Genomic DNA, 18,688 nt, shown 5'->3' with positions numbered 1-18,688 from the left:
GTTTCAAGATGGACGTGGGATCACGCCGTGATACCGTGCAGCCCCAACCAGCCGGTATAGAGGCCAACGAGCACGATCAGCGCGGCCGACACATAGGGCGCGCGTTGCGCAAACCGACTGAACCCTCCCCAGTGACGCTCGACATGGCGCAGACTGAGCGCGGCCACAACACCAGCGGAGACCATGGTGATCGCAAGCCCAATGCCGAAGCAAAGGACCAGCACGAAGCCGAGGCTAAATTGCTTGAGCTGAAGGCAGAGCAGCAGCACGGTGATCGCCGCCGGACAAGGAATGAGGCCGCCGGTCAGGCCGAACAGAATGATCTGCCAGGTCGTGACGGTGCGTCCGGCAAAGCGATTGCGGATGTCGGCGGCGTGAGCGCGCGCATGCGCGTCTTCCGCGTCGCCGAGGTCCATGTGCGCGTGGTCGTGCTCCTCGAACAGCACTTCCGCAATGTCCGCCCGCAGCGACACACGTGCCTTGAAGGCATGCGGCTCCGGGATTTCATCGACGCTTTCCAGATAGCCACCCCGATCGGCGAAGCGAAAGCGCTGCTCGCTGCCGTCGGGACGGATGGTCAAGACGTCGACCTCGCCGGCCGCCGGGAGCGTCCCGGCCTCGCTACGCAACCGCCAGCGCGGCGGCACGCCATCCTCGAAAACTTCGAGCGACAGCGCCTGCCCGGCGAGGATCAGTTGACGCGTTTCATCGTGGTGGTGATGGTCATGGTCATGTTCGGAATTCTGCTCGCGCCAGGTGCGCCAAGCCATCCAGGCGGCGACCGCGATGATGATCGCCGCCGACACCAGTTGCAACCAGGCTTCGCTGCGTTCGCCGGACCATTGCTGGCCGAAATGCAGCCCCGCGACCGCGATGATCCAGACGATGGCCGTGTGCGAGATGGTCGCCGACAGGCCGAGCAGCACAGCCTGCAGCACCGTGCCGCGGATCGCGACGATGAAGGCCGCCATCATCGTCTTGGAGTGCCCGGGCTCGAGACCATGCAGCGCGCCGAGCAGGATCGCACTGGGGATGAACAGCCATGCATGCGCGCTGCTCTGCTGGAGCAGCTGGGACAGATCGGTCATGTGCTTCACTTCAAATAGGTGCGAACGACGTCGATGAGATCGGCGGCGCCCTGCGCCCGCTCGGGATCCTTTTCCCGGGCAGGGTCGACCACGTGATGGCGGATATGATCCTCGAGCAGTTCCGCGGTGAGACCGTTGATGGCGCCGCGAACCGAGGCCACCAGCATCAACACGTCGGCGCAGCCGAGCTCGGACTCCAGTGCCCGCTCGACGGCCTCCAGCTGACCCTTGATGCGGCGAACCCGGCCGACGAGCTTGGACTTGTGCTTGATTGTGTGCGACATGCAAATAATATAGGGGGGTACCCTATATTGGTCAACACCGCTTTCTGGTCTTTGCGCCGGGGACAACCGCCAGCGCCGTGTGTTCCTGTCACAATCGGTGAATTCTTGGTGATCTGCCGACGCGGCAGAGCCGGTTGACAGCAAGGCGCATTGCTCTTCTATTGACGGCACGGGGATGTGCGATCTCCCCGCGAGGCGACATGCCCAAGAATCGCGTCCTGTTCACCAAGGACGCATCATGTCATCATACACCTCGATCTCATCCGAAAAACTGTATCGTCTCATCGGCACGGCCAAGGCGCCGGCGCTTGTCGACGTCCGTCTCGATGAGGATTTTTCCAGCGATCCGCGCCTGATTCCGGGCGCGATCCGGCACTCCCATCTCGACATCCAGGACTGGGCGTCCGGCCTGACCGGCCAGTCCGTGGTCGTGGTCTGCCAGAAGGGACAGAAGCTCAGCGAAGGCACCGCCGCCTGGCTCCGATGCGGCAACATTGCTGCCGAAGTCCTCGAGGGCGGCCATCTCGCCTGGAAGCAGGCGGAGCTTCCGACCGTTCCTGCCGACAGAATTCCGAAACGTGACGGGCGCGGCCGCACCGTCTGGGTGACGCGGTCGCGGCCGAAGATCGATCGCATCGCCTGCCCGTGGCTGATCCGCCGCTTCATCGATCCCGCGGCGGTGTTCCTGTTCGTCGCTTCAGCGGAAGTCGAGGCGGTCGCTGAACGATTCGACGCCACGCCGTTCGATATCGAGAACGTGTTCTGGAGCCACCGCGGCGAGCTCTGCACCTTCGACGTGATGGTCACGGAGTTCGGCCTGTCGACGCCCGCACTGGAGCGACTCGCGACCATGGTGCGGGCCGCGGACACCGCCCGGCTCGATCTGTCGCCGGAGGCCCCGGGGCTGCTCGCCGCTTCGCTCGGCCTGTCGCGGATGTTCGACGACGACCTCGAGCAGTTGAGCGCCGGCATGCTGCTCTACGACGCCTTCTATCGCTGGTGCCGCGACGCGACCAGGGAAACGCACAACTGGCCGACCAGCAAGGTGAAGCCGTGAGCGTTGCGATCTTCCGCTTCATCTGAGCAAGCGCGCACCTGAAGAACCTGGGGCAGCACAACACAACCAGGAGAACAGCCATGCAGAAGCGAAGATTCCTCCACCTGATCCTTGCGCTCGCGGTCGCAGGCACCGCCGTGCCCGCCCGCGCCCTGACGCAGGACGAGCTTGTCGCGAAACTTCAGGCTGCCGGCTACGCGAACGTCAGCGACGTCAAGTCGACGGCCGAAGGCACGACGGCGAAGGCGATGAGGAACGGCAAGCCCGTAAAGCTCGTGATCGACAGCAGCGGCCAGGTCAAGGAGCAGGACTGAGGTCCTGCTCCGCCCGAAGCGACCAGAGGCCGAAACAATGGAGTGACGATCATGATGAGAACAACCCTGGCCCTGTGCCTCGCCGCGCTGTGGCCCGGCGCAACGCTTGCAACACCAGCCGATGGTGGCGAGCAGCGTGAAACGGCCATCGCATTGCAGGCGGCGGCCGTCGATCCGCCGGCAAGCGAGACGCTGCGCGGCGTCGTCGATAGCGTCGACGAACGCAATGACACGCTGCTGATACGCCTGCCTGCGGGCAGAACGGAACCGTTCAAGGTTCAGGACGGGCTGATCTTCAATGCCGTCCGCTTCGGCGACCCCGTCGAAATCTCGGTGCAGGCCATCTCGGGATTCCCGACCATCGTCGGGCTCACCAAGCAATAGAGCCGCGATCTGACGCAAGGAACGTTCAACATTGGGAGAAGCCGATGACCATCAACACAGAGCGTCGAAACTTCATCGCAGCGGCTGGCGTAGCCGCAGCATCTGCAACCGTGCTTGGCATCAACCAGGCCGTGGCTGAAACCAATCAGCAGACAGGAGCCAGAGCCATGTCCTATCAGGCAAAGCCGATGCCATTCGATCCAAAATCGATCAGCGGCATCTCGGAGAAGATACTCGTCAGCCACTACGAGAACAACTACGTCGGCGCGGTGAAGCGACTCAACGCGATCGGCACGCAGCTTGCCGAGCTCGACTTCGCCAAGGCCCCGAACTTCGTCATCAACGGCCTGAAGCGCGAGGAGCTGGTCGCGGCGAACTCGATGATCCTGCACGAGGTCTATTTCGACGGGCTCGGCGGCGCGGGCAAGCCGAACGGCGCACTGGTCGAGGCGATCGGGCGCGACTTCGGCAGCCTAGAGCGCTGGCGGACCGAATTCGCCGCCATGGGCAAGGCGGAAGGCGGCGGTTCGGGCTGGGTGATCCTCGCCTACTCGCCCCGCGACAAGCGGCTCGTCAACCAATGGGCGGCCGATCACACGACCACGCTCGCCGGCGGCCGCCCGGTCCTGGTGCTCGATATGTATGAGCACGCCTATCACATGGACTTCGGAGCCGCGGCGGCCCGCTATGTCGACATCTACATGGAAGCCATCCGCTGGGACAACGCGGCCAGACTCTATGAGCAATATTCGAACGAGGCTTGAGGAGAGACGCGTGGAACTTCCTTCGAGGGAGATTTTTCCGGAATGACACCAACGTCCTCGCATCGCGGCCGATTGGCGGAACTGGCACGCTATTTCCTGCGCCTCGGCTTTCTCGGCTTCGGCGGCCCGGTCGCGCTCGTCGGGCAGATGGAGCACGAGCTGGTCGACGGCAAGAAATGGCTGACCAAGGCTGAAATGAAGGAAGCGATTGCCATCTGCCAATCGCTGCCGGGACCGCTGGCGATCCAGGTCGGCATCTACGTATCCTGGCTCCGCGGCGGCTTCTGGGGAGCCTGGGTCGGTGGATGGTGCTTCATCCTGCCGAACTTCGTCATCGTGGCGGCTCTCGGCGCGCTGTACGTCTACCTTGGCGATCTCCAGCCAGTCACCGCGATCTTCTACGGCGTCAGCCCCGCCGTGATCGCGCTCATCCTGCACTCCTGCTACCGGCTTGCCAAGCTCGGCATGGAAGACTGGCTGCAATGGGCGATCGCAGCGATTTGCCTGGCGGTCACCGTCATTCTCCAGGCCGAGGTCGCCCTGCTGTTCATCGGCGCGGGCATCGTGGGCATCCTCTATTACGGCAAGCCGTTCAAACGCTCGCCCGCGATCCTGCCGGGAATTGCCATCGTGCCGGTCGCCGCAGGTCCGATCGCGCCGGTCGCAAGCACGTCTACGCTCTCCAAGCTGTTGCTGTTCTTCCTCAAGGCCGGCTCGCTGACCTTCGGCAGCGGCCTCGTCATTGTGCCGTTCCTCGAGCAAGGGCTCGTGCAGCAATATGGCTGGCTCGATGAGCGGCAATTCCTCTTCGCGGTCGCGATCGGCATGATCAGTCCGGGACCAGTGGTGATCACCGCGACCTTCGTCGGCTACCTCGTGGCGGGATTCTGGGGCTCGCTGGTCTCCACCATCGGCATTTTCCTGCCGTCGTTCCTGCTGGTGCTGATCGTCGCGCCGCTGCTGGCGCGGCATCGCGGCAACGCCAACGTGCAGGGCTTTGTGAAGGGCGCCTATGCGGCGGCGATCGGCACCATCCTCGGCGCCTGCATCCTGCTCGGCAAGATCGCCATCGGCGACTGGCTGACAGCGCTGATCGGCACGATCTCGCTCGCCCTCCTGTTCCGCTGGAAGGTGAGCAATCCGCTCTTGATCGCTGCAACGGCCGTCGTCGGCCTGATCGCCTATCCGTTACTGCAGCCGACCTGGGTGATGGTTCATTAGCCGCCCGTGACATCCCCGGTGCTCTGGTTCAAGCGGCGCGGATGGATTGACCGGGCCGACAAGCGACGTTGAAACACCGCTGCGTTATCGGCGTTGAGAACCCGATTACGGCTCTCTAGATCAGGACTGCCCCATCCGCCCCTGCGGCGCAGTCATAACCCACCGAAGAGTTGAGGCAATGCGACCCCACATCATCTGCCACATGGGCACGTCGATCGACGGCCGGCTTCATCCCAGCCGCTTCACCAAGCCGGCCGCGGGCATCCCGGCCGAGGTGCTGCGCTCCCACTATGAGAGGATACATGACGGCTTCAATGCCGATGGATGGATCATCGGCCGCGTCACCATGAACGAGATGGCCAAGGGAACGGAGCGGCAGTTCGCCAATGCGCCCAAGCTGCCGCGCGAGCCGCATCTCGGCAACCGCGACGGCCGCAAGCTCGCTGTCGGCATCGATCCGTCGGGCCGGGTACATTTCGGCAAGGACAATGTCGGCGGCGATCACGCCGTCGCGGTGCTCGGCGAACAGGTCTCCGACAGCCATCTCGCCGAGCTGCGCGAGGACGGCGCGTCCTACATCTTTGCAGGCCTCAAGGGCGACGATCTGGCGAGCGCGATGGCGCAGCTTGCAGCGCGGTTCGGCGCCAAGACGCTGCTGCTCGAAGGCGGCGGTGCGATCAATGGCGCCTTCCTCAAGCACGGGCTGATCGACGAGTTCAGCACATTGATCCATCCGGCCGTCGACGGTGTCGCGGGATCGCAAAGCATTGTCGACTATCATGGCGAGGCCGGCGAGCGCCCCGGCGCCGGGCAGTCGCTCCGGCTCACCCATTGTGAAACGCTGGAAGGCGGCATGGTCTGGCTGCGTCACGCGGTGGAGCGCGCGCCGGGCTGAGCGCTCCCTGAGAGACTGCACCAGAGCTGCGTCACCTCTCCCGCGCGCGGGAGAGGGAACGCAGCGTTTGCTCGCCGGTGTCAGAACTTGTAGCTCAACGCGGCGCGGGCGACGCTGAACCTGTTCTCGCGACTGGCATTGTAACGGATCTGGCTCTGCAGCGGATCCGTGCCCTGGAATGTCGCCGTCGTACCGCTGCTGCCGAGATCGATATAGAGATATTCGCCGCGCAGCGTCCAGTTATTGGTGAAGGCATATTCGAGGCCGGCGCCGGCGGTCCAACCGACGCGAACGTCGGAGTTATCGCCAAGCCAGAGCCGCGAGAGGCCCGTGGAGAAGGCCGACGAATTGGCGATGTTGGTCTTCACCTCGCCATAGGCCACACCGCCCGTCGCGTAGATCAGCAGGCGCTCGGCCGGCACAAAGCCGATACGACCCCGCACGGTGCCGAACCAGTCGATGTTGCTGGTGTTCGCAATGTTGAAATTGCCCGTCACGCCGCCAGGGAAAGCGGCGGTGGTGCTTCCTCCCTTGGTGGACTTCAGGTCGACATAGTTGAAATCGGCTTCCACGCCAAGGACGACCCTGTCCATCTGATAATTGTATCCGATCAGTCCACCAGCGGTAACACCGGCATGGTTGCTGTTCGAAAGGGGCACACGGACGATGTTGCCGGGGGGAATCAGCGAACTGACATTGCTGCTTGTCGTGATATTCCCACCATCATACCAGCCCCCGCCCGCATTCACGCCGGCGTAGAATCCGGACCAGTTGAACGCGGGAGCCAGCAATGGCGGAGCCTTGGTCCAATTGCGCTCCGACAGGTCAGCGGCTGACGCCGCGCTCGCAAATTGCGTAATCAAAAGCAGGCAAGTCCCAACGATTGCAAAACGGCGCACTTCCATTCCCCTTGCGGTTGCCATAGGCCAGCGACACACGTCTCTGCCATGGGCGGAAGGGATGCGACAGTACGTCTCATTCAAATTCTATTCTTTTCCGCACTCCTGTGGCGCAGTTGCAACGGCCCGCACTCACAACCTGGTGATCGTCCGGGGGTCAATCGGCGCCGAACCGGTAACCGCTTCTGCACGCCGCGACGAAGAACGAGACGCCGCGCGCGACGTGTTCGTCGAGCTCGGGATCGAGCGCCTTGAGGTCGACTTCGTACAGCGCCCGCATCAGCATGGGCACCGCAATGATGTCGAGGAACAGGCGCGCGGTGGTAGGCAGGTGCTCCGGCGCGAAGGCCGGCAGCTTGCCGAGCTCGTCGGATTGCGTCAGGTCGCGCAGCAGATGGATACCGAGCTCGGTCGCGAGCGCGCGCGCCCTGCGGTTGACGGTGGCGGCGAGATCCGGGAAACGATGCGCCTCGGCGATGGCGAGCCGCATCAGCCCGATCCGGTCGGCGTCGAGACCCCAATGCAGCAGCGTAGAGGCGACGCTGGTGAGGCGTTCCTCCACAGTCGCACCAAGAGGCGCGTCCGCCTTGAACTCAGCGATGCGTGACAGGATGTCCCGCGTCACCACCTCGGTGAACAGCGCTCGCTTGTCCTGAAAGCGCGCATAGATCGTGCGCTTGCCAGAGCGCGCGATGTCCGCGATCTCGTCGATGCTGGCGCCTTCGAACCCGCGCTGCAGGAAGACCTTGCGCGCCGCATCGAGGATGCGCGCGTCGACCTCGCCGGCGAGCTCCTTCGGCGGCCGGCCGGCACGCACCTTGATCGGCCTTTCTGCCGTGCGGGCCTTGGGCGCCCGCGGCATCTTCAGCGTGCTGGTGGTCATTGGCTTGACCTCGGGTTCCGTGAGCCGTTGGGCCGGCAACGCCCAGTAATATAGGCCGATCACATCTGGTTGTAAATAGAACGGTACAGTTTCGTTCCTATTGACGCTGCATTGCGGTGGGACTATCTGCCGCACAGAACGGAACGGCATCGTTCCCTTTTGCGAAGGCCTTGCAGACCTCGCTCAACAGCCAGGAGCAGCCATCATGTTCGAAGACACTGTCTTGGAGCGCGACCAACCGGGGCACGAGGGCATCGAGGGTTCGCCCTCGCTTCCACCCTCTCATGAGCCCACCATCACGGCCGAGCGGCCGGAGATCACCGCGCGCGCACCCGCGCAGGAACGCCCCGCAAACAAGCAGCCGGTCCCGCCGGCAACGATCCCGCCCGAGGCCACGGCACCGAAGCGCGGCTTCCTGCGCCGCCGTCCGGTCGTCTCCGCGATCGGCACCGTGCTGCTCGCCGCCACGCTCGGCGGTGGCTATCTGTACATGGACTACACCGAGCATTTCGAATCCACCGATGACGCCTTCATCGCGGCGCGGCAGTCCGCGCTGGCCCCGAAGGTCTCGGGCTACATCACTGCCGTTCCGGTCACCGACAACCAGCATGTCGCAGCCGGCGATGTGATCGCCCGGCTCGATGACCGCGACTATCGCGTCGCGCTGGCACAGGCCGAGGCGCAGGTCGCGGCCGCACAGGCCAGCATCGAGAATGTCGACGCGCAGCTCGACGTGCAACAGGCGCAGATATCAGCCAACCAGGCCCAGGTCGACCAGGCGCAGGCGGCGCTGACCTTCGCCCAGCAGCAGGCGACTCGCTACCAGCACCTGGAGCAGACCGGCTACGGCACGGTGCAGAATTCCGAGCAGTACACCTCGCAACTGCATCAGCAGCAGGCCTCGCTGCTGAGCGCGCAGGCGACGCTCAATCTCGCGCAGCGTCAGGTGGAATCGCTGAAGGCGCAGCGCAAGAGCGCGGTCGCCAACCTCGCCCAGGCCGAGGCGCAGCGCGACCAGGCTAAACTCAATCTGTCCTACACGACGGTCACGGCCGCGCAGCCGGGCCGCGTCGTCAATCTGTCGGCCGCGGTCGGCCAGTTCGCGCAGGCCGGCACCAACCTTTCGATGTTCGTGCCCGACCAGACCTGGGTCACCGCGAACTTCAAGGAGATCCAGCTCGACCAGATGCGTCCGGGCGAGAAGGTGACGCTGAAGATCGATGCCTATCCCGGCCGCACCATCAAGGGTCATGTCGAGAGCGTGCAGCCCGGATCGGGCACCGCGTTCTCGCTGCTGCCGGCGCAGAACGCCACCGGCAACTACGTCAAGATCGTGCAGCGCGTGCCGGTGAAGATCGTGATGGACAACCCGCCGACCGACGTTGCGCTCGGTCCGGGCATGTCCGTCGTCCCGACAGTGCGGATCAATCCCGCGCCGTCACTGCTCGAACGGCTTGGCAAGCTCTGATCCGGGGAGGCCGTCATGAGCGCCGCAGCAATCGATGCCGGAAGTCCCCCTGCTCCAAGCGTTGCCGTCAATCCCTGGCTGATCGCCATCGTGGTCGCGCTCGCGAGCTTCATGGAGGTGCTCGACACCACCATCGCCAACGTGGCGCTGCCCTATATCGCGGGCGGGATGGGCGTGAGCGAGGACGAAGCCTCCTGGGTGGTCACCTCCTATCTGGTGTCCAACGCTATCATCCTGACCGCCTCCAGCTTTCTCGCCAAAATGCTGGGGCGGAAGACGTTCTTCCTGATCTGCCTCGGCATCTTCACCGTCAGCTCGATCCTGTGCGGCTTCGCGCCCAATCTGAACGCGCTGCTGCTGTTCCGCATCCTGCAGGGTCTCGGCGGCGGCGGCATGGTGCCGGTGGCGCAGTCGATCCTCGCGGATGCGTTCCCGCCGGCCAAGCGCGGCCAGGCCTTCGCGGTGTTCGGCATCGCCGTGGTGGTGGCGCCGGTGGTCGGCCCGACGCTCGGTGGCTGGCTCTCCGACAATCTGTCCTGGCACTGGTGCTTCCTGATCAACGCGCCGGTCGGCCTGTTCGCGATGGTCGCGATCGCCGCGGTGCTGCGGGAGCCTGCGAAGGCTGCGGACCCGAAGCAGGACAACTCGTTCGACTTCGTCGGCTTCGCGCTGGTGGCGACCTTCCTTGGCGCGCTCGAGGTGACGCTCGACCGCGGCCTCGAGGACGATTGGTTCGGATCGTCCTTCATCGTCGCGTCAGCGGCGATCTGTGCCGCCGCGTTCGTGCTGATGATCCCGTGGGAAATGACTCGCCGCAATCCGATGATCGATTTGCGGATGGTCGCGACCCGGCAGTTCGGGGCGAGCTTCCTGGTGATGCTGGCGACCGGCGCCATCCTGCTTGCGACCACCCAGTTCCTGCCGCAGCTGGTGCAGCAGGATTTCGGCTATACCGCGACCTGGGCCGGCCTCGTGCTCTCGCCCGGCGGCGTGGTCACCATGCTGATGATGTTCGTGGTCGGCCGGCTCGCCGCCAGTGTGCAGCCGAAATACCTGATCATCGCCGGCGCGCTGGTGATCGCCGCCTCGATGTACAGCATGACCAACGTGTATGGCGATCTCGGCTTCTGGTACATGGCGCGCTCGCGCATGCTGATCGGAGTCGGCCTGCCGCTGATCTTCATTCCGATCATGACGGCGTCCTATGACGGCGTCCCCGCCGGCAAGACCGACCAGGCCTCCGCGCTGATCAACGCGGCGCGCAACACCGGCGGCTCGATCGGCGTCGCGTTGGTCTCCAACGTGCTGACGCATCGCCAGCAGTTCCACCAGAGCCGGCTGGTCGAACAGGTGACGCCGTCGAGCCCGCAATACCAGGACACGCTGCACCAGGTCACCGACTTCTTCGTCGCCCAGGGCAATGCGCTGGCGCAGGCGCATCAACAAGCGATCCAGTGGATCGGCCAGCAGGTGCAGACCCAGGCCTCGTTCCTGTCCTATATGGATGCGTTCTGGGTGCTGATGCTGATCGCATTGTCGGCGATCCCGCTGGCCCTGACCTTGCGCAAAGTCAAGCTCGGCGGCGCCGCGCCCATCGGTCATTGACAGGCAGCAGAGATAAATTGCGATGCGCCCGCGCCAGAGATCGGCGCGGGCGCATCGCTTCAGGATCGTCGCGAGATCAAATGCCGCGCGTAGCGGCAACGATCGTGTCGCGCAGCCAGCGGTGCGCCGGCAGATCGTCGAAGCGGCGGTGCCAGCTCATGACGCTCTGCAGCTTCGACGCGTCGAACGGCAGCTCCCGTATCTCGATCGGATAGGCGCGGCGGAATTCGAGCGCGAGCTTGCGCCCGAGGATCGCGACCATGTTCGATTGCACCAGGACCGCGCCGGCCGACAGATACGGCACATCTGAGGCGATGGTGCGGCTCGCCTTGCGGGCCCGCAGCCAGGCATCGATGAAATCCAGGTCTTCGCCGCTGGAGGTGATCGCAAGGTGCGGCAGCTCGACCAGCGTCTCCCCGGTCAGCTTCTTGCGCAAGGCCGGATGACCGGCGCGTAGCACCGCGACGAAGCGGTCCTCGATCAGCCGGCAGGAGGCGAAGCGCTCGCCCTCCAGTGCGCGGGCGGAGATCGCAAGATCGAGCTCGCCGCGATCGAGCCTGTCGGCGAGATCGAGCGTCCCGCTCGGCACCAGCGTCAGCCGTACCCTCGGCGCCTGCGCGCGCACCGCCGCGATGATCGCGCCGGCCGCGACCACCGCGGCATAATTGTTGACGGCGATGGTGAAGCGCCGCTCCGCCTGCGCCGGATCGAAGCGATCGCCCTCGACCGCGAGTTGCAGCTCGCTCAGCGCCTTGCGGACCGGCAGCGCGAGCGCTTCGGCCCGCGGCGTCGGCAGCATGCCGGACGGCGTGCGGACGAACAGCTGGTCTTTCAGCGCATGACGCAGCCGGTTCAGCGCGTGGCTCACGGCGGGCTGGCTGATGGCAAGCGCGCCAGCCGCGCGCACCACGCTGCGCTCGCGCATCACGGCGTCGAACACCAGGAGGAGATTGAGATCGAGATTGCGCATCCGCATGCCGTCATCATGCATGATATGAATTGACGGATAAAGACAATTCATTTGAATTATATCGACCCAGGGCCCAGCTTCCGGGCATGTCCGAAAGCCCGCACAGCGCCCTCGCAACCCGGACCCGCCCCGCCGTCACGGGCGTGCTGGTCGGCGTGCTGGCCGCCCCCGATGCTGCGTCCATCACCGTGCCCGAGACCTTTGCGCGCTGGCGCCGGCTCACGCCACTGGCGACGTGGCTGCCGATCGAGCTCCGCGAAACCAGCTATGCCGGCATCCTGAGCGGCGTTGCGGACGCGCTCGACCGCGTCGGCATGATCCCGCGGCAGCTGATCCTGCTCGGCGAAGGATCGGTCGCGCGGCGCATGCTCGAACTGGCGTTGCGGGGCGAGTTGCCCTGCGGCGGCATCGTCGCAATCGACGCCGCCTCCGACGCGCTGCCGTTTCACATCGTGCCGACAGTGACCGCGATCCGGCTCGTCGTTCATCGCACCGACGATGCGCCGCAAGACAGCCTGATCGGCGCGCTGCGCGCTGCCGATCTCGACGCACGCATCATCCACCTCGACCTGACCGCCGGCCGCGGGGCCGCGGCGGCCGCGGCGAGCGCAACTGAAACCTTCGTCCTGGAACTGGTCGCAACGATCGGCCGCCGGACAACCGATGGAGCTGGTGACCCATGAGAGCGAAGACCTTCAAGATCGCGGCCGCCGGCATGGTGACCGCCGCCGCAATCGGCGCCGGCTCTTACGTCCTGCATCGACCGGACAGCGCGACGGACCATGCACCGGCGGCCCAGTCGAATACCACCACATCAGTCGTTCCGGTGACGGCGGCGAAAGTGTTGCAGCATGATGTGCCGATCGTGCTCGAAGGCCTCGGCACGGTGACGCCGATCAATACGGCCACCATACGCACCCAGGTGCAGGGCACGCTCGACAGCGTCGATTTCGTCGAGGGTAAGCAGGTGAAGCGCGGCGATGTGCTCGCCAGGATCGACCCGCGGGTCTACGAGGCTCAGGTCGACCAGGCCGAGGCCGCGCTGGCGCGCGACGAGGCGAGCCTGAAGAACGCCCGGACCAATCTGGCGCGAACGCAGCCGCTCGCCAATCGCGGCTTTGCCACCCAGCAATTGCTCGACACCCAGGATTCGCAGGTCGCCCAGGGCGAAGGTACCGTCGCGCTCGACAAGGCAGCGCTGGAAGCCGCGCAGACGCAGCTGAGCTTCGCGACGATCACCGCACCGTTCGACGGCGTCACCGGCATCCGCCGCATCGATCCCGGCAATATCGTACACCCGACCGACACCAACGGACTCGTGGTCCTCACCCAGCTGCAGCCGATCGCGGTGATCTTCACGCTGCCGTCCGGCGAGATCCCGGGCGTGCGGCAGGCGCTGGCATCCGGAGACGCATCGGTCGACGTCTATGATGCACAGAACAAGCACAAGCTCGACCACGGCAGCCTGATGCTGATCAACAACCAAGTCGACAGCTCAAGCGGCACGGTGCAGCTGAAGGCGTCCTTTCCCAATGCCGGCAACACGCTGTGGCCCGGCAGTTTCGTCAACGTCCATCTGACGATCGCGGTTCGTCACGACGCGCTCACCGTGCCGCTATCGGCGGTGCGCCAGGGACCGGACGGCGGCTTCGCCTATGTGGTCGGCGCGAACAACGTCGTCAGCATGCGCAATGTCACGGCCGGCCAATCGCGCGACGGGCAGGTCCTGATCGAGCAGGGCCTCGCGGCCAACGAGACCGTCGTCACCGCGGGTCAGTACCGGCTCAATCCGGGGACGAAGGTCGAGATCGTGCCTGATGACAAGAAAGACCTGGTCCAGGAAGCAACCACCGCAAGCGCAGGCATGCTGCCATGAACATATCAGCAGGTTTTATCCGCAAGCCGGTCGCCACCGCCTTCCTGGCCATCGCCATCGTGCTGGTCGGCATGATCGCCTTCGTGCGGCTGCCGGTCTCGGCGCTGCCGACGGTGGATACCCCAACCATCCAGGTCACCGCGCAATTGCCCGGCGCCGATCCGCAGACGATGGCGTCCTCGGTGGCGACGCCGCTGGAGCGGCAGTTCGGCCAGATCGCCGGCCTCACCGGCATGAGCTCGAGCAGCGGGCTCGGCAACACCCAGATTACGCTGCAATTCGCACTCAACCGCAGCGTCGATGCGGCCGCGCAGGACGTGCAGACCGCAATCGATGCGGCATCGGGGCAATTGCCCAAGACGATGCCGTCGCCGCCGACCTTCCACAAGGTCAATCCGGCCGACGTGCCGGTGCTGCTGATCGCGCTGATGTCGGACACCGAGCCGCTGACCAAGGTCGACGACTATGCCGACAGCATCCTGGCCCAGAAATTGTCGCAGGTACCGGGCGTTTCGCTCGTCACCATCGGCGGCATGCAAAAGCCCTCGATCCGGGTGCAGGTCAATCCGGCCAAGCTCGCCGCCGCGGGGCTCGATCTCGAGCAATTGCGCGGCACGCTCGGCAACATCACGGTGAACCAGCCCAAGGGCGTGCTCTACGGCAGCCAGCAGGCCTACACGCTCGCCACCAACGACCAGGTGCTGGTCGCGAGCAAGTATGATGATCTGATCATCGCCTATCGCAACGGCGCGCCAGTCCGCCTGCGCGACATCGGGCACGCGATCGTGGCGGCCGAGGACATCACGCTGCATGGCTGGTACAACGACAAGCCGGCGGTCATCCTCGCGATCCAGCGCCAGCCCGGCGCCAACGTGATCAGCACGGTGGACGGCATCGAGAAGCTGCTCCCGCAGCTCGTGTCGAGCCTGCCGTCCGACATCAAGGTCCAGATCGCCTCCGACCGCACCCAGACCATCCGCGCCAGCGTCGCCGACGTGCAGTTCACCCTTGTGCTGACCATCGCGCTGGTGGTCGGCGTGATCTTCCTGTTCCTGCGCAATCTGTGGGCGACCATCATCCCCGCGGTCTCGGTCCCGATCTCGCTGATCGGCACCTTCGGCGTGATGTATCTGCTCAACTACAGCCTCGACAATCTATCGCTGATGGGGCTGTCGATCGCGGTCGGCTTCGTCGTCGACGACGCCATCGTGATGATCGAGAACATCTCGCGGCACATCGAGGAAGGTCTCTCCCCGATGCAGGCCGCCCTGAAGGGCGCCGGCGAGATCGGCTTCACCATCATCTCGATCTCGGTCTCGCTGATCGCGGTGTTCATTCCGCTGCTGCTGATGGGCGGGGTGATCGGCCGCATGTTCCAGGAATTCGCCGTCACGGTGTGCGTTGCCATCGTGGTGTCGGTGATCGTCTCGGTGACCCTGACGCCGATGATGTGCGCCTATCTACTGTCGCCGCACCAGGGCGCCAATGCCGGCGCGGTGTCGCGCGCGCTGGAACGCGGCTTCGTTGCGATCCAGGCGGCCTACGAGGCCGTGCTGGCCAAAGCGCTGCGCTACAAGGCCACGACCCTGTCGATCATGCTGGCAAGCGTCGCGGTGACCGGCCTGCTGTTCGTCGGCATCCCCAAGGGCTTCTTCCCGCAGCAGGACACCGGCATGATCACCGGCATCACCGAGGCCTCGGCCGACGTCTCGCCCTCACAGATGGCGACGCTCCAGCGCAGCGTCATCGACGTCATTTCCAAGAACCCTGCGGTCGCCAATGCGACCGGCTACATCGGACCGGGCGGCCCGACCGTGACCGAAAACAACGGCCGCCTGTTCGTGCTGCTGAAGCCGCGCAACGAACGCGATGCGTCCGCCGATCAGGTGATCCGGCAGCTCGACACGGCGCTAACGAAGATCAAAGGGATGTCGGTGTTCATGCAGGCGACGCAGGACATCAACCTCGCCAGCCGGCTGTCGAAGACGCAGTACCAGTTCACCCTCACCGACGTGAACCAGGACGAGCTCAATCTATGGGCCGGCAAGCTGTATCAGAAGCTGAAGACGCTGCCCGAGCTGGCCGACGTCGCGACCGACCAGGCCAATGCCGCGCGTCAGCTCAAGCTGCAGATCGACCGCGACGCCGCCTCCCGGCTCGGCATCGATCCGGCCGCGGTCGACAACACGCTCTATGATTCATTCGGCCAGCGTCACGTCGCCCAGCTGTTCACAACGCTCAACACTTACTACGTGATCCTGGAGGTCGATCCGTCGTTCCAGCTCGGCCCCTATGCGCTCAACCGCATCTACGTCCGCTCGTCGGCGGGAACGATGGTGCCCTTGAGCCAGATCGCGAGCATCGACTACGGCACCGCACCGCTCTCCGTAAATCATCAAAGCCAGTTTCCGTCGGTGACGCTGAGCTTCAACCTGGCGCCGGGCACGGCGGTGGGGACCGCAGTCGCAGCCGTGCAGAAGGCGACCGCCGACCTGCAGGTGCCTTCGACGGTGGTCACCAGCTTCCAGGGCAACGCGCAGGCGTTCCAGGCGGCGCTCGCCTCGACGCCGGTCCTGATCCTCGCTGCGGTGGTCGCCGTCTATCTGATCCTCGGCATGCTCTATGAGAGCACGATCCATCCGGTCACGATCCTCTCGACCCTGCCGTCCGCCGGGCTCGGCGCGCTGCTCACGCTGTGGGCGTTCGGCTTCGGGCTCGACGTGATCGGGCTTGTCGGCATCATCCTCTTGATCGGGATCGTGCAGAAGAACGGCATCATGCTGATCGATTTCGCGCTGGAGGCCGAGCGGCACCAGCATCTCTCCGCCGAACAATCGATCTACATGGCCTGCAAGGCGCGCTTCCGCCCGATCCTGATGACGACGATGTGCGCCATGCTCGGCGGCGTTCCGTTGATGATCGGCACCGGCACCGGATCGGAGCTGCGCCAGCCGCTCGGCTTTGCCATCGTCGGCGGGCTAATCGTCTCGCAGCTGATGACGCTGTTCACGACGCCGGTCGTCTACATCTATCTCGACGGCTTGATCCACTGGATCGGCCGCATGCGCAGGAGCCGTTCGGGCAAGCCTGCGGCACATCCCACAATGTCGACCTGAACGTTGCCTCGGAGGCGCATATGGACGTGGTTCATATTGAGATGCGAGGGACGCCCGGCGTGCGCGAGGCCGCGGTACGGTTCTGGGCGATGAGAACCGTTGCCGCAGTGCTGGGCGAAATCGCGGGCCTCGCCGTTGCAGGAAAGGGGAGCCACTTCCTGGCCGCGGCCGGTGTGGTGTCAATTGGGGTGCTGTATGCACGCGATCGCGCAGGTCCGATCGCCTTTTGGCCGGTACTGGTCGGCGTCCTGATGCTAAGCGCGGCATTGGCCCATATGGCGGACCGGTCGCTCGGGATCGGCGATTGTATCCCCTCGGTCCAGCTGGCGGCACTGTTCGCGCTCGCCCTAATCGTCCGGGCTCGGGTGGCGGGCAAAACGGGATTCCTTGCCATCGGGTCGATCCGGAATCATGCGCCGTTCTGGATCGTCGCGATGCTGGCGCAGGCACTCGCCAGTTCGTTGGCCGACTGGGTGGTGGAGCCCGGTCAGACCGGCTCATCCGTCGTGCTGCTGGCTGTCGCAATCGGCCTGCCGGCGGTGGCCGCAGCCCGATGGGCGCGGATCGCACGTCCCGCACTGTTCTGGGCCGCGTTTGTGTTGACCGGGATTCTCGGCGCGCTCTGGGGTGACATGCTGATCCGTCTGATCGGAGCCGGCCACTCGCTCTCCACCTGATCTCAAGCTCCCTTGCGCCACTGGCCACGCCACCACAGGCCGAAGGCAATCGTGACCGCGGCGGCCAGCGAAAACCAGGTGATAGCGTACTGCATGTGGTCGTCTTTGAGATGGACCTTGAGAGGTCCGGGCTTCGGGGTGCCGCTGTCGGGCACCGGCGCCTCGAGGTCGATATAGAACGGTGCGAGCTGAGCTCCGTCCTTGCCCCAGCCGAGCGCCTGCGCCATCGCGCGATGATCGCGCACGAACCACAGCCGCTTCACCGGATCCTCCTTCGGCGTCAGGCGGCCCGGCGGCTCGGGAAAGCGGATATAGCCGGTGAGCTCGACCGGTGCGCCCGTGACGAGGCGCCCGGTGACGCGATCCTCGAAGGCACGGTCCTGCATCGTGTTCTGCACGAAGCCGGTGTTGATCACGACGGTTTCGCCGCTGGCGAGCTTGGCCGGCAGGAACGCCCAGGTACCGGGTCCCGAAATGTCGTCGCGCACGGCGGAGCCGGAGCTGAAGACCATCGCATCCGGCTGTTGCGCGTAGGTCGCGGCCAGGGTGACGCGGCGGAATTCATCCTTGGCTGAGGTCAGCGTGGGCCATGCCGAGGGTGGCGGCAGCGCGTCGGTCGGGGCGGCCAGCCGTGCGTCGAGCGCAGCGATCAGCGCATGCTTCTCGACCCGGCGCTGCAATTGCCAGACGCCGAGCGCGACGAACACCGCGATCAGGATCAGCGTGAAAATGCCGAAGCCGGCCGCGCTCGGCCGGCGGGTCGTGGTGGTCTCATTCATTTCGGATCGCGCTCGATCAATTGGCCTTCGGCGGCCTTGTGGTGGAATTGCAGCGCGATCAGCAGCGCCTTCATGGATCGCAGCGGCAGGATCGTGGTCGCCACGATCAGCGGCAGCCACAGCGCGGCGTGCACCCAGAACGGCGGCTGGTACTTCACCTCGACGATCAACGCCGCCGCGACCACAATGGCGCCGGCCAGCATGATGACGAAGATCGCCGGCCCGTCGCCGGAATCGATGAAGGCGAAGTCGAGGCCGCAGGCCTGGCAGCGCGGCGCCAAGGTCAGGAAGCCGGAATAGAGCTTGCCCTTGCCGCAGCGCGGACAGCGGCAGGCGATGCCGCGCATCGCGCTCTCGGTCACGGTAGGCGGGGTATCGGTCATCGGTTCTCTTCAAAAGCAAAGGGGC

Annotated in this window: 19 protein-coding genes; 12 read left to right on the top strand and 7 right to left on the bottom strand. The window is 65.2% G+C overall.

The genetic code is table 11. From position 1 onward, the window contains the following. Window positions 1–20 precede the first annotated feature (20 nt). Together AKN83_RS09100 and AKN83_RS09095 are read right to left on the bottom strand one after the other, a co-directional pair. Entirely contained in the window at window positions 21–1,088 is a 1,068-nt protein-coding gene (locus AKN83_RS09100; protein ID WP_050406368.1) for a nickel/cobalt efflux transporter, read from the bottom strand. A 5-nt stretch (window positions 1,089–1,093) separates the two neighbouring features. Further along, a complete protein-coding gene (locus tag AKN83_RS09095) occupies window positions 1,094–1,372 on the bottom strand; it encodes a metal/formaldehyde-sensitive transcriptional repressor (protein ID WP_050406339.1) in 279 nt (92 codons plus the stop codon). A 238-nt stretch (window positions 1,373–1,610) separates the two neighbouring features. On the opposite strand from AKN83_RS09095, the gene AKN83_RS09090 reads away from it, so the two are divergent. From AKN83_RS09090 to AKN83_RS09065, 6 genes are all read left to right on the top strand, one after another. Further along, window positions 1,611–2,429, top strand: a complete 819-nt coding sequence (locus AKN83_RS09090; RefSeq protein WP_050406338.1) for a chromate resistance protein ChrB domain-containing protein — start codon at window positions 1,611–1,613, stop codon at window positions 2,427–2,429. Window positions 2,430–2,509: 80 nt separating this feature from the next. Further along, window positions 2,510–2,743, top strand: coding sequence for a PepSY domain-containing protein (locus AKN83_RS09085; protein ID WP_050406337.1), 234 nt, complete (start codon window positions 2,510–2,512; stop codon window positions 2,741–2,743). A 51-nt stretch (window positions 2,744–2,794) separates the two neighbouring features. Beyond that, window positions 2,795–3,127, top strand: a complete 333-nt coding sequence (locus tag AKN83_RS09080; RefSeq protein ID WP_244521939.1) for a hypothetical protein — start codon at window positions 2,795–2,797, stop codon at window positions 3,125–3,127. Between the two features lie 44 nt (window positions 3,128–3,171). Then, window positions 3,172–3,891, top strand: coding sequence for a superoxide dismutase (locus AKN83_RS09075; protein WP_157113286.1), 720 nt, complete (start codon window positions 3,172–3,174; stop codon window positions 3,889–3,891). 42 nt (window positions 3,892–3,933) lie between these two features. Then, window positions 3,934–5,112: a chromate efflux transporter gene (chrA, locus tag AKN83_RS09070; protein WP_063695270.1), complete on the top strand. Its 1,179-nt coding sequence runs from the start codon at window positions 3,934–3,936 to the stop codon at window positions 5,110–5,112. A 178-nt stretch (window positions 5,113–5,290) separates the two neighbouring features. Further along, complete coding sequence (locus AKN83_RS09065) at window positions 5,291–6,007, top strand: dihydrofolate reductase family protein (RefSeq protein WP_063695269.1); 717 nt, start codon at window positions 5,291–5,293, stop codon at window positions 6,005–6,007. Between the two features lie 80 nt (window positions 6,008–6,087). Here AKN83_RS09065 and AKN83_RS09060 read toward each other — a convergent pair whose 3' ends face one another. Together AKN83_RS09060 and AKN83_RS09055 are read right to left on the bottom strand one after the other, a co-directional pair. After that, complete coding sequence (locus AKN83_RS09060; RefSeq protein WP_083991994.1) at window positions 6,088–6,912, bottom strand: outer membrane protein; 825 nt, start codon at window positions 6,910–6,912, stop codon at window positions 6,088–6,090. 151 nt (window positions 6,913–7,063) lie between these two features. Next, window positions 7,064–7,789, bottom strand: a complete 726-nt coding sequence (locus AKN83_RS09055) for a TetR/AcrR family transcriptional regulator (protein ID WP_172803511.1) — start codon at window positions 7,787–7,789, stop codon at window positions 7,064–7,066. Between the two features lie 205 nt (window positions 7,790–7,994). Here AKN83_RS09055 and AKN83_RS09050 point away from each other — a divergent pair, with 205 nt between their 5' ends. Together AKN83_RS09050 and AKN83_RS09045 are read left to right on the top strand one after the other, a co-directional pair. After that, window positions 7,995–9,257, top strand: coding sequence for an HlyD family secretion protein (locus tag AKN83_RS09050; RefSeq protein WP_430641507.1), 1,263 nt, complete (start codon window positions 7,995–7,997; stop codon window positions 9,255–9,257). A 15-nt stretch (window positions 9,258–9,272) separates the two neighbouring features. Beyond that, window positions 9,273–10,862 (top strand): DHA2 family efflux MFS transporter permease subunit, encoded by a 1,590-nt coding sequence (locus AKN83_RS09045; protein WP_050406331.1) that lies wholly within the window; start codon window positions 9,273–9,275, stop codon window positions 10,860–10,862. Window positions 10,863–10,938: 76 nt separating this feature from the next. Here the strand turns inward: AKN83_RS09045 and AKN83_RS09040 are convergent, their stop codons facing one another. Further along, window positions 10,939–11,838: a LysR family transcriptional regulator gene (locus AKN83_RS09040; protein WP_050406365.1), complete on the bottom strand. Its 900-nt coding sequence runs from the start codon at window positions 11,836–11,838 to the stop codon at window positions 10,939–10,941. A gap of 137 nt (window positions 11,839–11,975) precedes the next feature. On the opposite strand from AKN83_RS09040, the gene AKN83_RS09035 reads away from it, so the two are divergent. The 4 genes from AKN83_RS09035 to AKN83_RS09020 are packed head-to-tail and all read left to right on the top strand — an operon-like array spanning window position 11,976 to window position 17,501. Next, window positions 11,976–12,515 carry a hypothetical protein gene (locus tag AKN83_RS09035; RefSeq protein ID WP_244521938.1) on the top strand — a complete coding sequence of 180 codons (540 nt, stop codon included), beginning with the start codon at window positions 11,976–11,978 and terminating at the stop codon, window positions 12,513–12,515. Further along, window positions 12,512–13,708 carry an efflux RND transporter periplasmic adaptor subunit gene (locus tag AKN83_RS09030; RefSeq protein WP_244521937.1) on the top strand — a complete coding sequence of 399 codons (1,197 nt, stop codon included), beginning with the start codon at window positions 12,512–12,514 and terminating at the stop codon, window positions 13,706–13,708. The genes AKN83_RS09035 and AKN83_RS09030 overlap by 4 nt, the downstream gene beginning before the upstream one ends. Then, a complete protein-coding gene (locus AKN83_RS09025; protein WP_050406330.1) occupies window positions 13,705–16,824 on the top strand; it encodes an efflux RND transporter permease subunit in 3,120 nt (1,039 codons plus the stop codon). Before AKN83_RS09030 ends, AKN83_RS09025 begins: the two co-directional genes overlap by 4 nt. 20 nt (window positions 16,825–16,844) lie before the next feature. Beyond that, the gene (locus AKN83_RS09020) at window positions 16,845–17,501 is read left to right on the top strand and encodes a hypothetical protein (RefSeq protein ID WP_050406329.1); all 657 of its coding nucleotides are present in this window, start codon (window positions 16,845–16,847) and stop codon (window positions 17,499–17,501) included. 2 nt (window positions 17,502–17,503) lie between these two features. Here the strand turns inward: AKN83_RS09020 and AKN83_RS09015 are convergent, their stop codons facing one another. Then, window positions 17,504–18,280, bottom strand: a complete 777-nt coding sequence (locus AKN83_RS09015; protein WP_050406328.1) for an SURF1 family protein — start codon at window positions 18,278–18,280, stop codon at window positions 17,504–17,506. Beyond that, the gene (locus AKN83_RS09010; protein ID WP_050406327.1) at window positions 18,277–18,663 is read right to left on the bottom strand and encodes a DUF983 domain-containing protein; all 387 of its coding nucleotides are present in this window, start codon (window positions 18,661–18,663) and stop codon (window positions 18,277–18,279) included. The genes AKN83_RS09015 and AKN83_RS09010 overlap by 4 nt, the downstream gene beginning before the upstream one ends. Window positions 18,664–18,688 lie beyond the last annotated feature (25 nt).

It is taken from the genome of Bradyrhizobium embrapense (assembly GCF_001189235.2).
Taxonomy (GTDB): domain Bacteria; phylum Pseudomonadota; class Alphaproteobacteria; order Rhizobiales; family Xanthobacteraceae; genus Bradyrhizobium; species Bradyrhizobium embrapense.
The sequence above is the reverse complement of the archived record's forward strand: the minus strand, read 5'-3'. Positions and strand labels throughout refer to the sequence as shown.

Coding starts and splice junctions, on each gene's coding strand:
- AKN83_RS09050 (WP_430641507.1), top strand. CDS start 7,995: ATGTTCGAAGACACTGTCTTGGAGCGCGACCAACCGGGGCACGAGGGC.
- AKN83_RS09060 (WP_083991994.1), bottom strand. CDS start 6,912: ATGGAAGTGCGCCGTTTTGCAATCGTTGGGACTTGCCTGCTTTTGATT.
- AKN83_RS09095 (WP_050406339.1), bottom strand. CDS start 1,372: ATGTCGCACACAATCAAGCACAAGTCCAAGCTCGTCGGCCGGGTTCGC.
- AKN83_RS09040 (WP_050406365.1), bottom strand. CDS start 11,838: ATGCGGATGCGCAATCTCGATCTCAATCTCCTCCTGGTGTTCGACGCC.
- AKN83_RS09100 (WP_050406368.1), bottom strand. CDS start 1,088: ATGACCGATCTGTCCCAGCTGCTCCAGCAGAGCAGCGCGCATGCATGG.
- AKN83_RS09030 (WP_244521937.1), top strand. CDS start 12,512: ATGAGAGCGAAGACCTTCAAGATCGCGGCCGCCGGCATGGTGACCGCC.
- AKN83_RS09090 (WP_050406338.1), top strand. CDS start 1,611: ATGTCATCATACACCTCGATCTCATCCGAAAAACTGTATCGTCTCATC.
- AKN83_RS09085 (WP_050406337.1), top strand. CDS start 2,510: ATGCAGAAGCGAAGATTCCTCCACCTGATCCTTGCGCTCGCGGTCGCA.
- AKN83_RS09010 (WP_050406327.1), bottom strand. CDS start 18,663: ATGACCGATACCCCGCCTACCGTGACCGAGAGCGCGATGCGCGGCATC.
- AKN83_RS09080 (WP_244521939.1), top strand. CDS start 2,795: ATGATGAGAACAACCCTGGCCCTGTGCCTCGCCGCGCTGTGGCCCGGC.
- AKN83_RS09055 (WP_172803511.1), bottom strand. CDS start 7,789: ATGACCACCAGCACGCTGAAGATGCCGCGGGCGCCCAAGGCCCGCACG.
- AKN83_RS09065 (WP_063695269.1), top strand. CDS start 5,291: ATGCGACCCCACATCATCTGCCACATGGGCACGTCGATCGACGGCCGG.
- AKN83_RS09025 (WP_050406330.1), top strand. CDS start 13,705: ATGAACATATCAGCAGGTTTTATCCGCAAGCCGGTCGCCACCGCCTTC.
- AKN83_RS09045 (WP_050406331.1), top strand. CDS start 9,273: ATGAGCGCCGCAGCAATCGATGCCGGAAGTCCCCCTGCTCCAAGCGTT.
- chrA (WP_063695270.1), top strand. CDS start 3,934: ATGACACCAACGTCCTCGCATCGCGGCCGATTGGCGGAACTGGCACGC.
- AKN83_RS09015 (WP_050406328.1), bottom strand. CDS start 18,280: ATGAATGAGACCACCACGACCCGCCGGCCGAGCGCGGCCGGCTTCGGC.
- AKN83_RS09075 (WP_157113286.1), top strand. CDS start 3,172: ATGACCATCAACACAGAGCGTCGAAACTTCATCGCAGCGGCTGGCGTA.
- AKN83_RS09020 (WP_050406329.1), top strand. CDS start 16,845: ATGGACGTGGTTCATATTGAGATGCGAGGGACGCCCGGCGTGCGCGAG.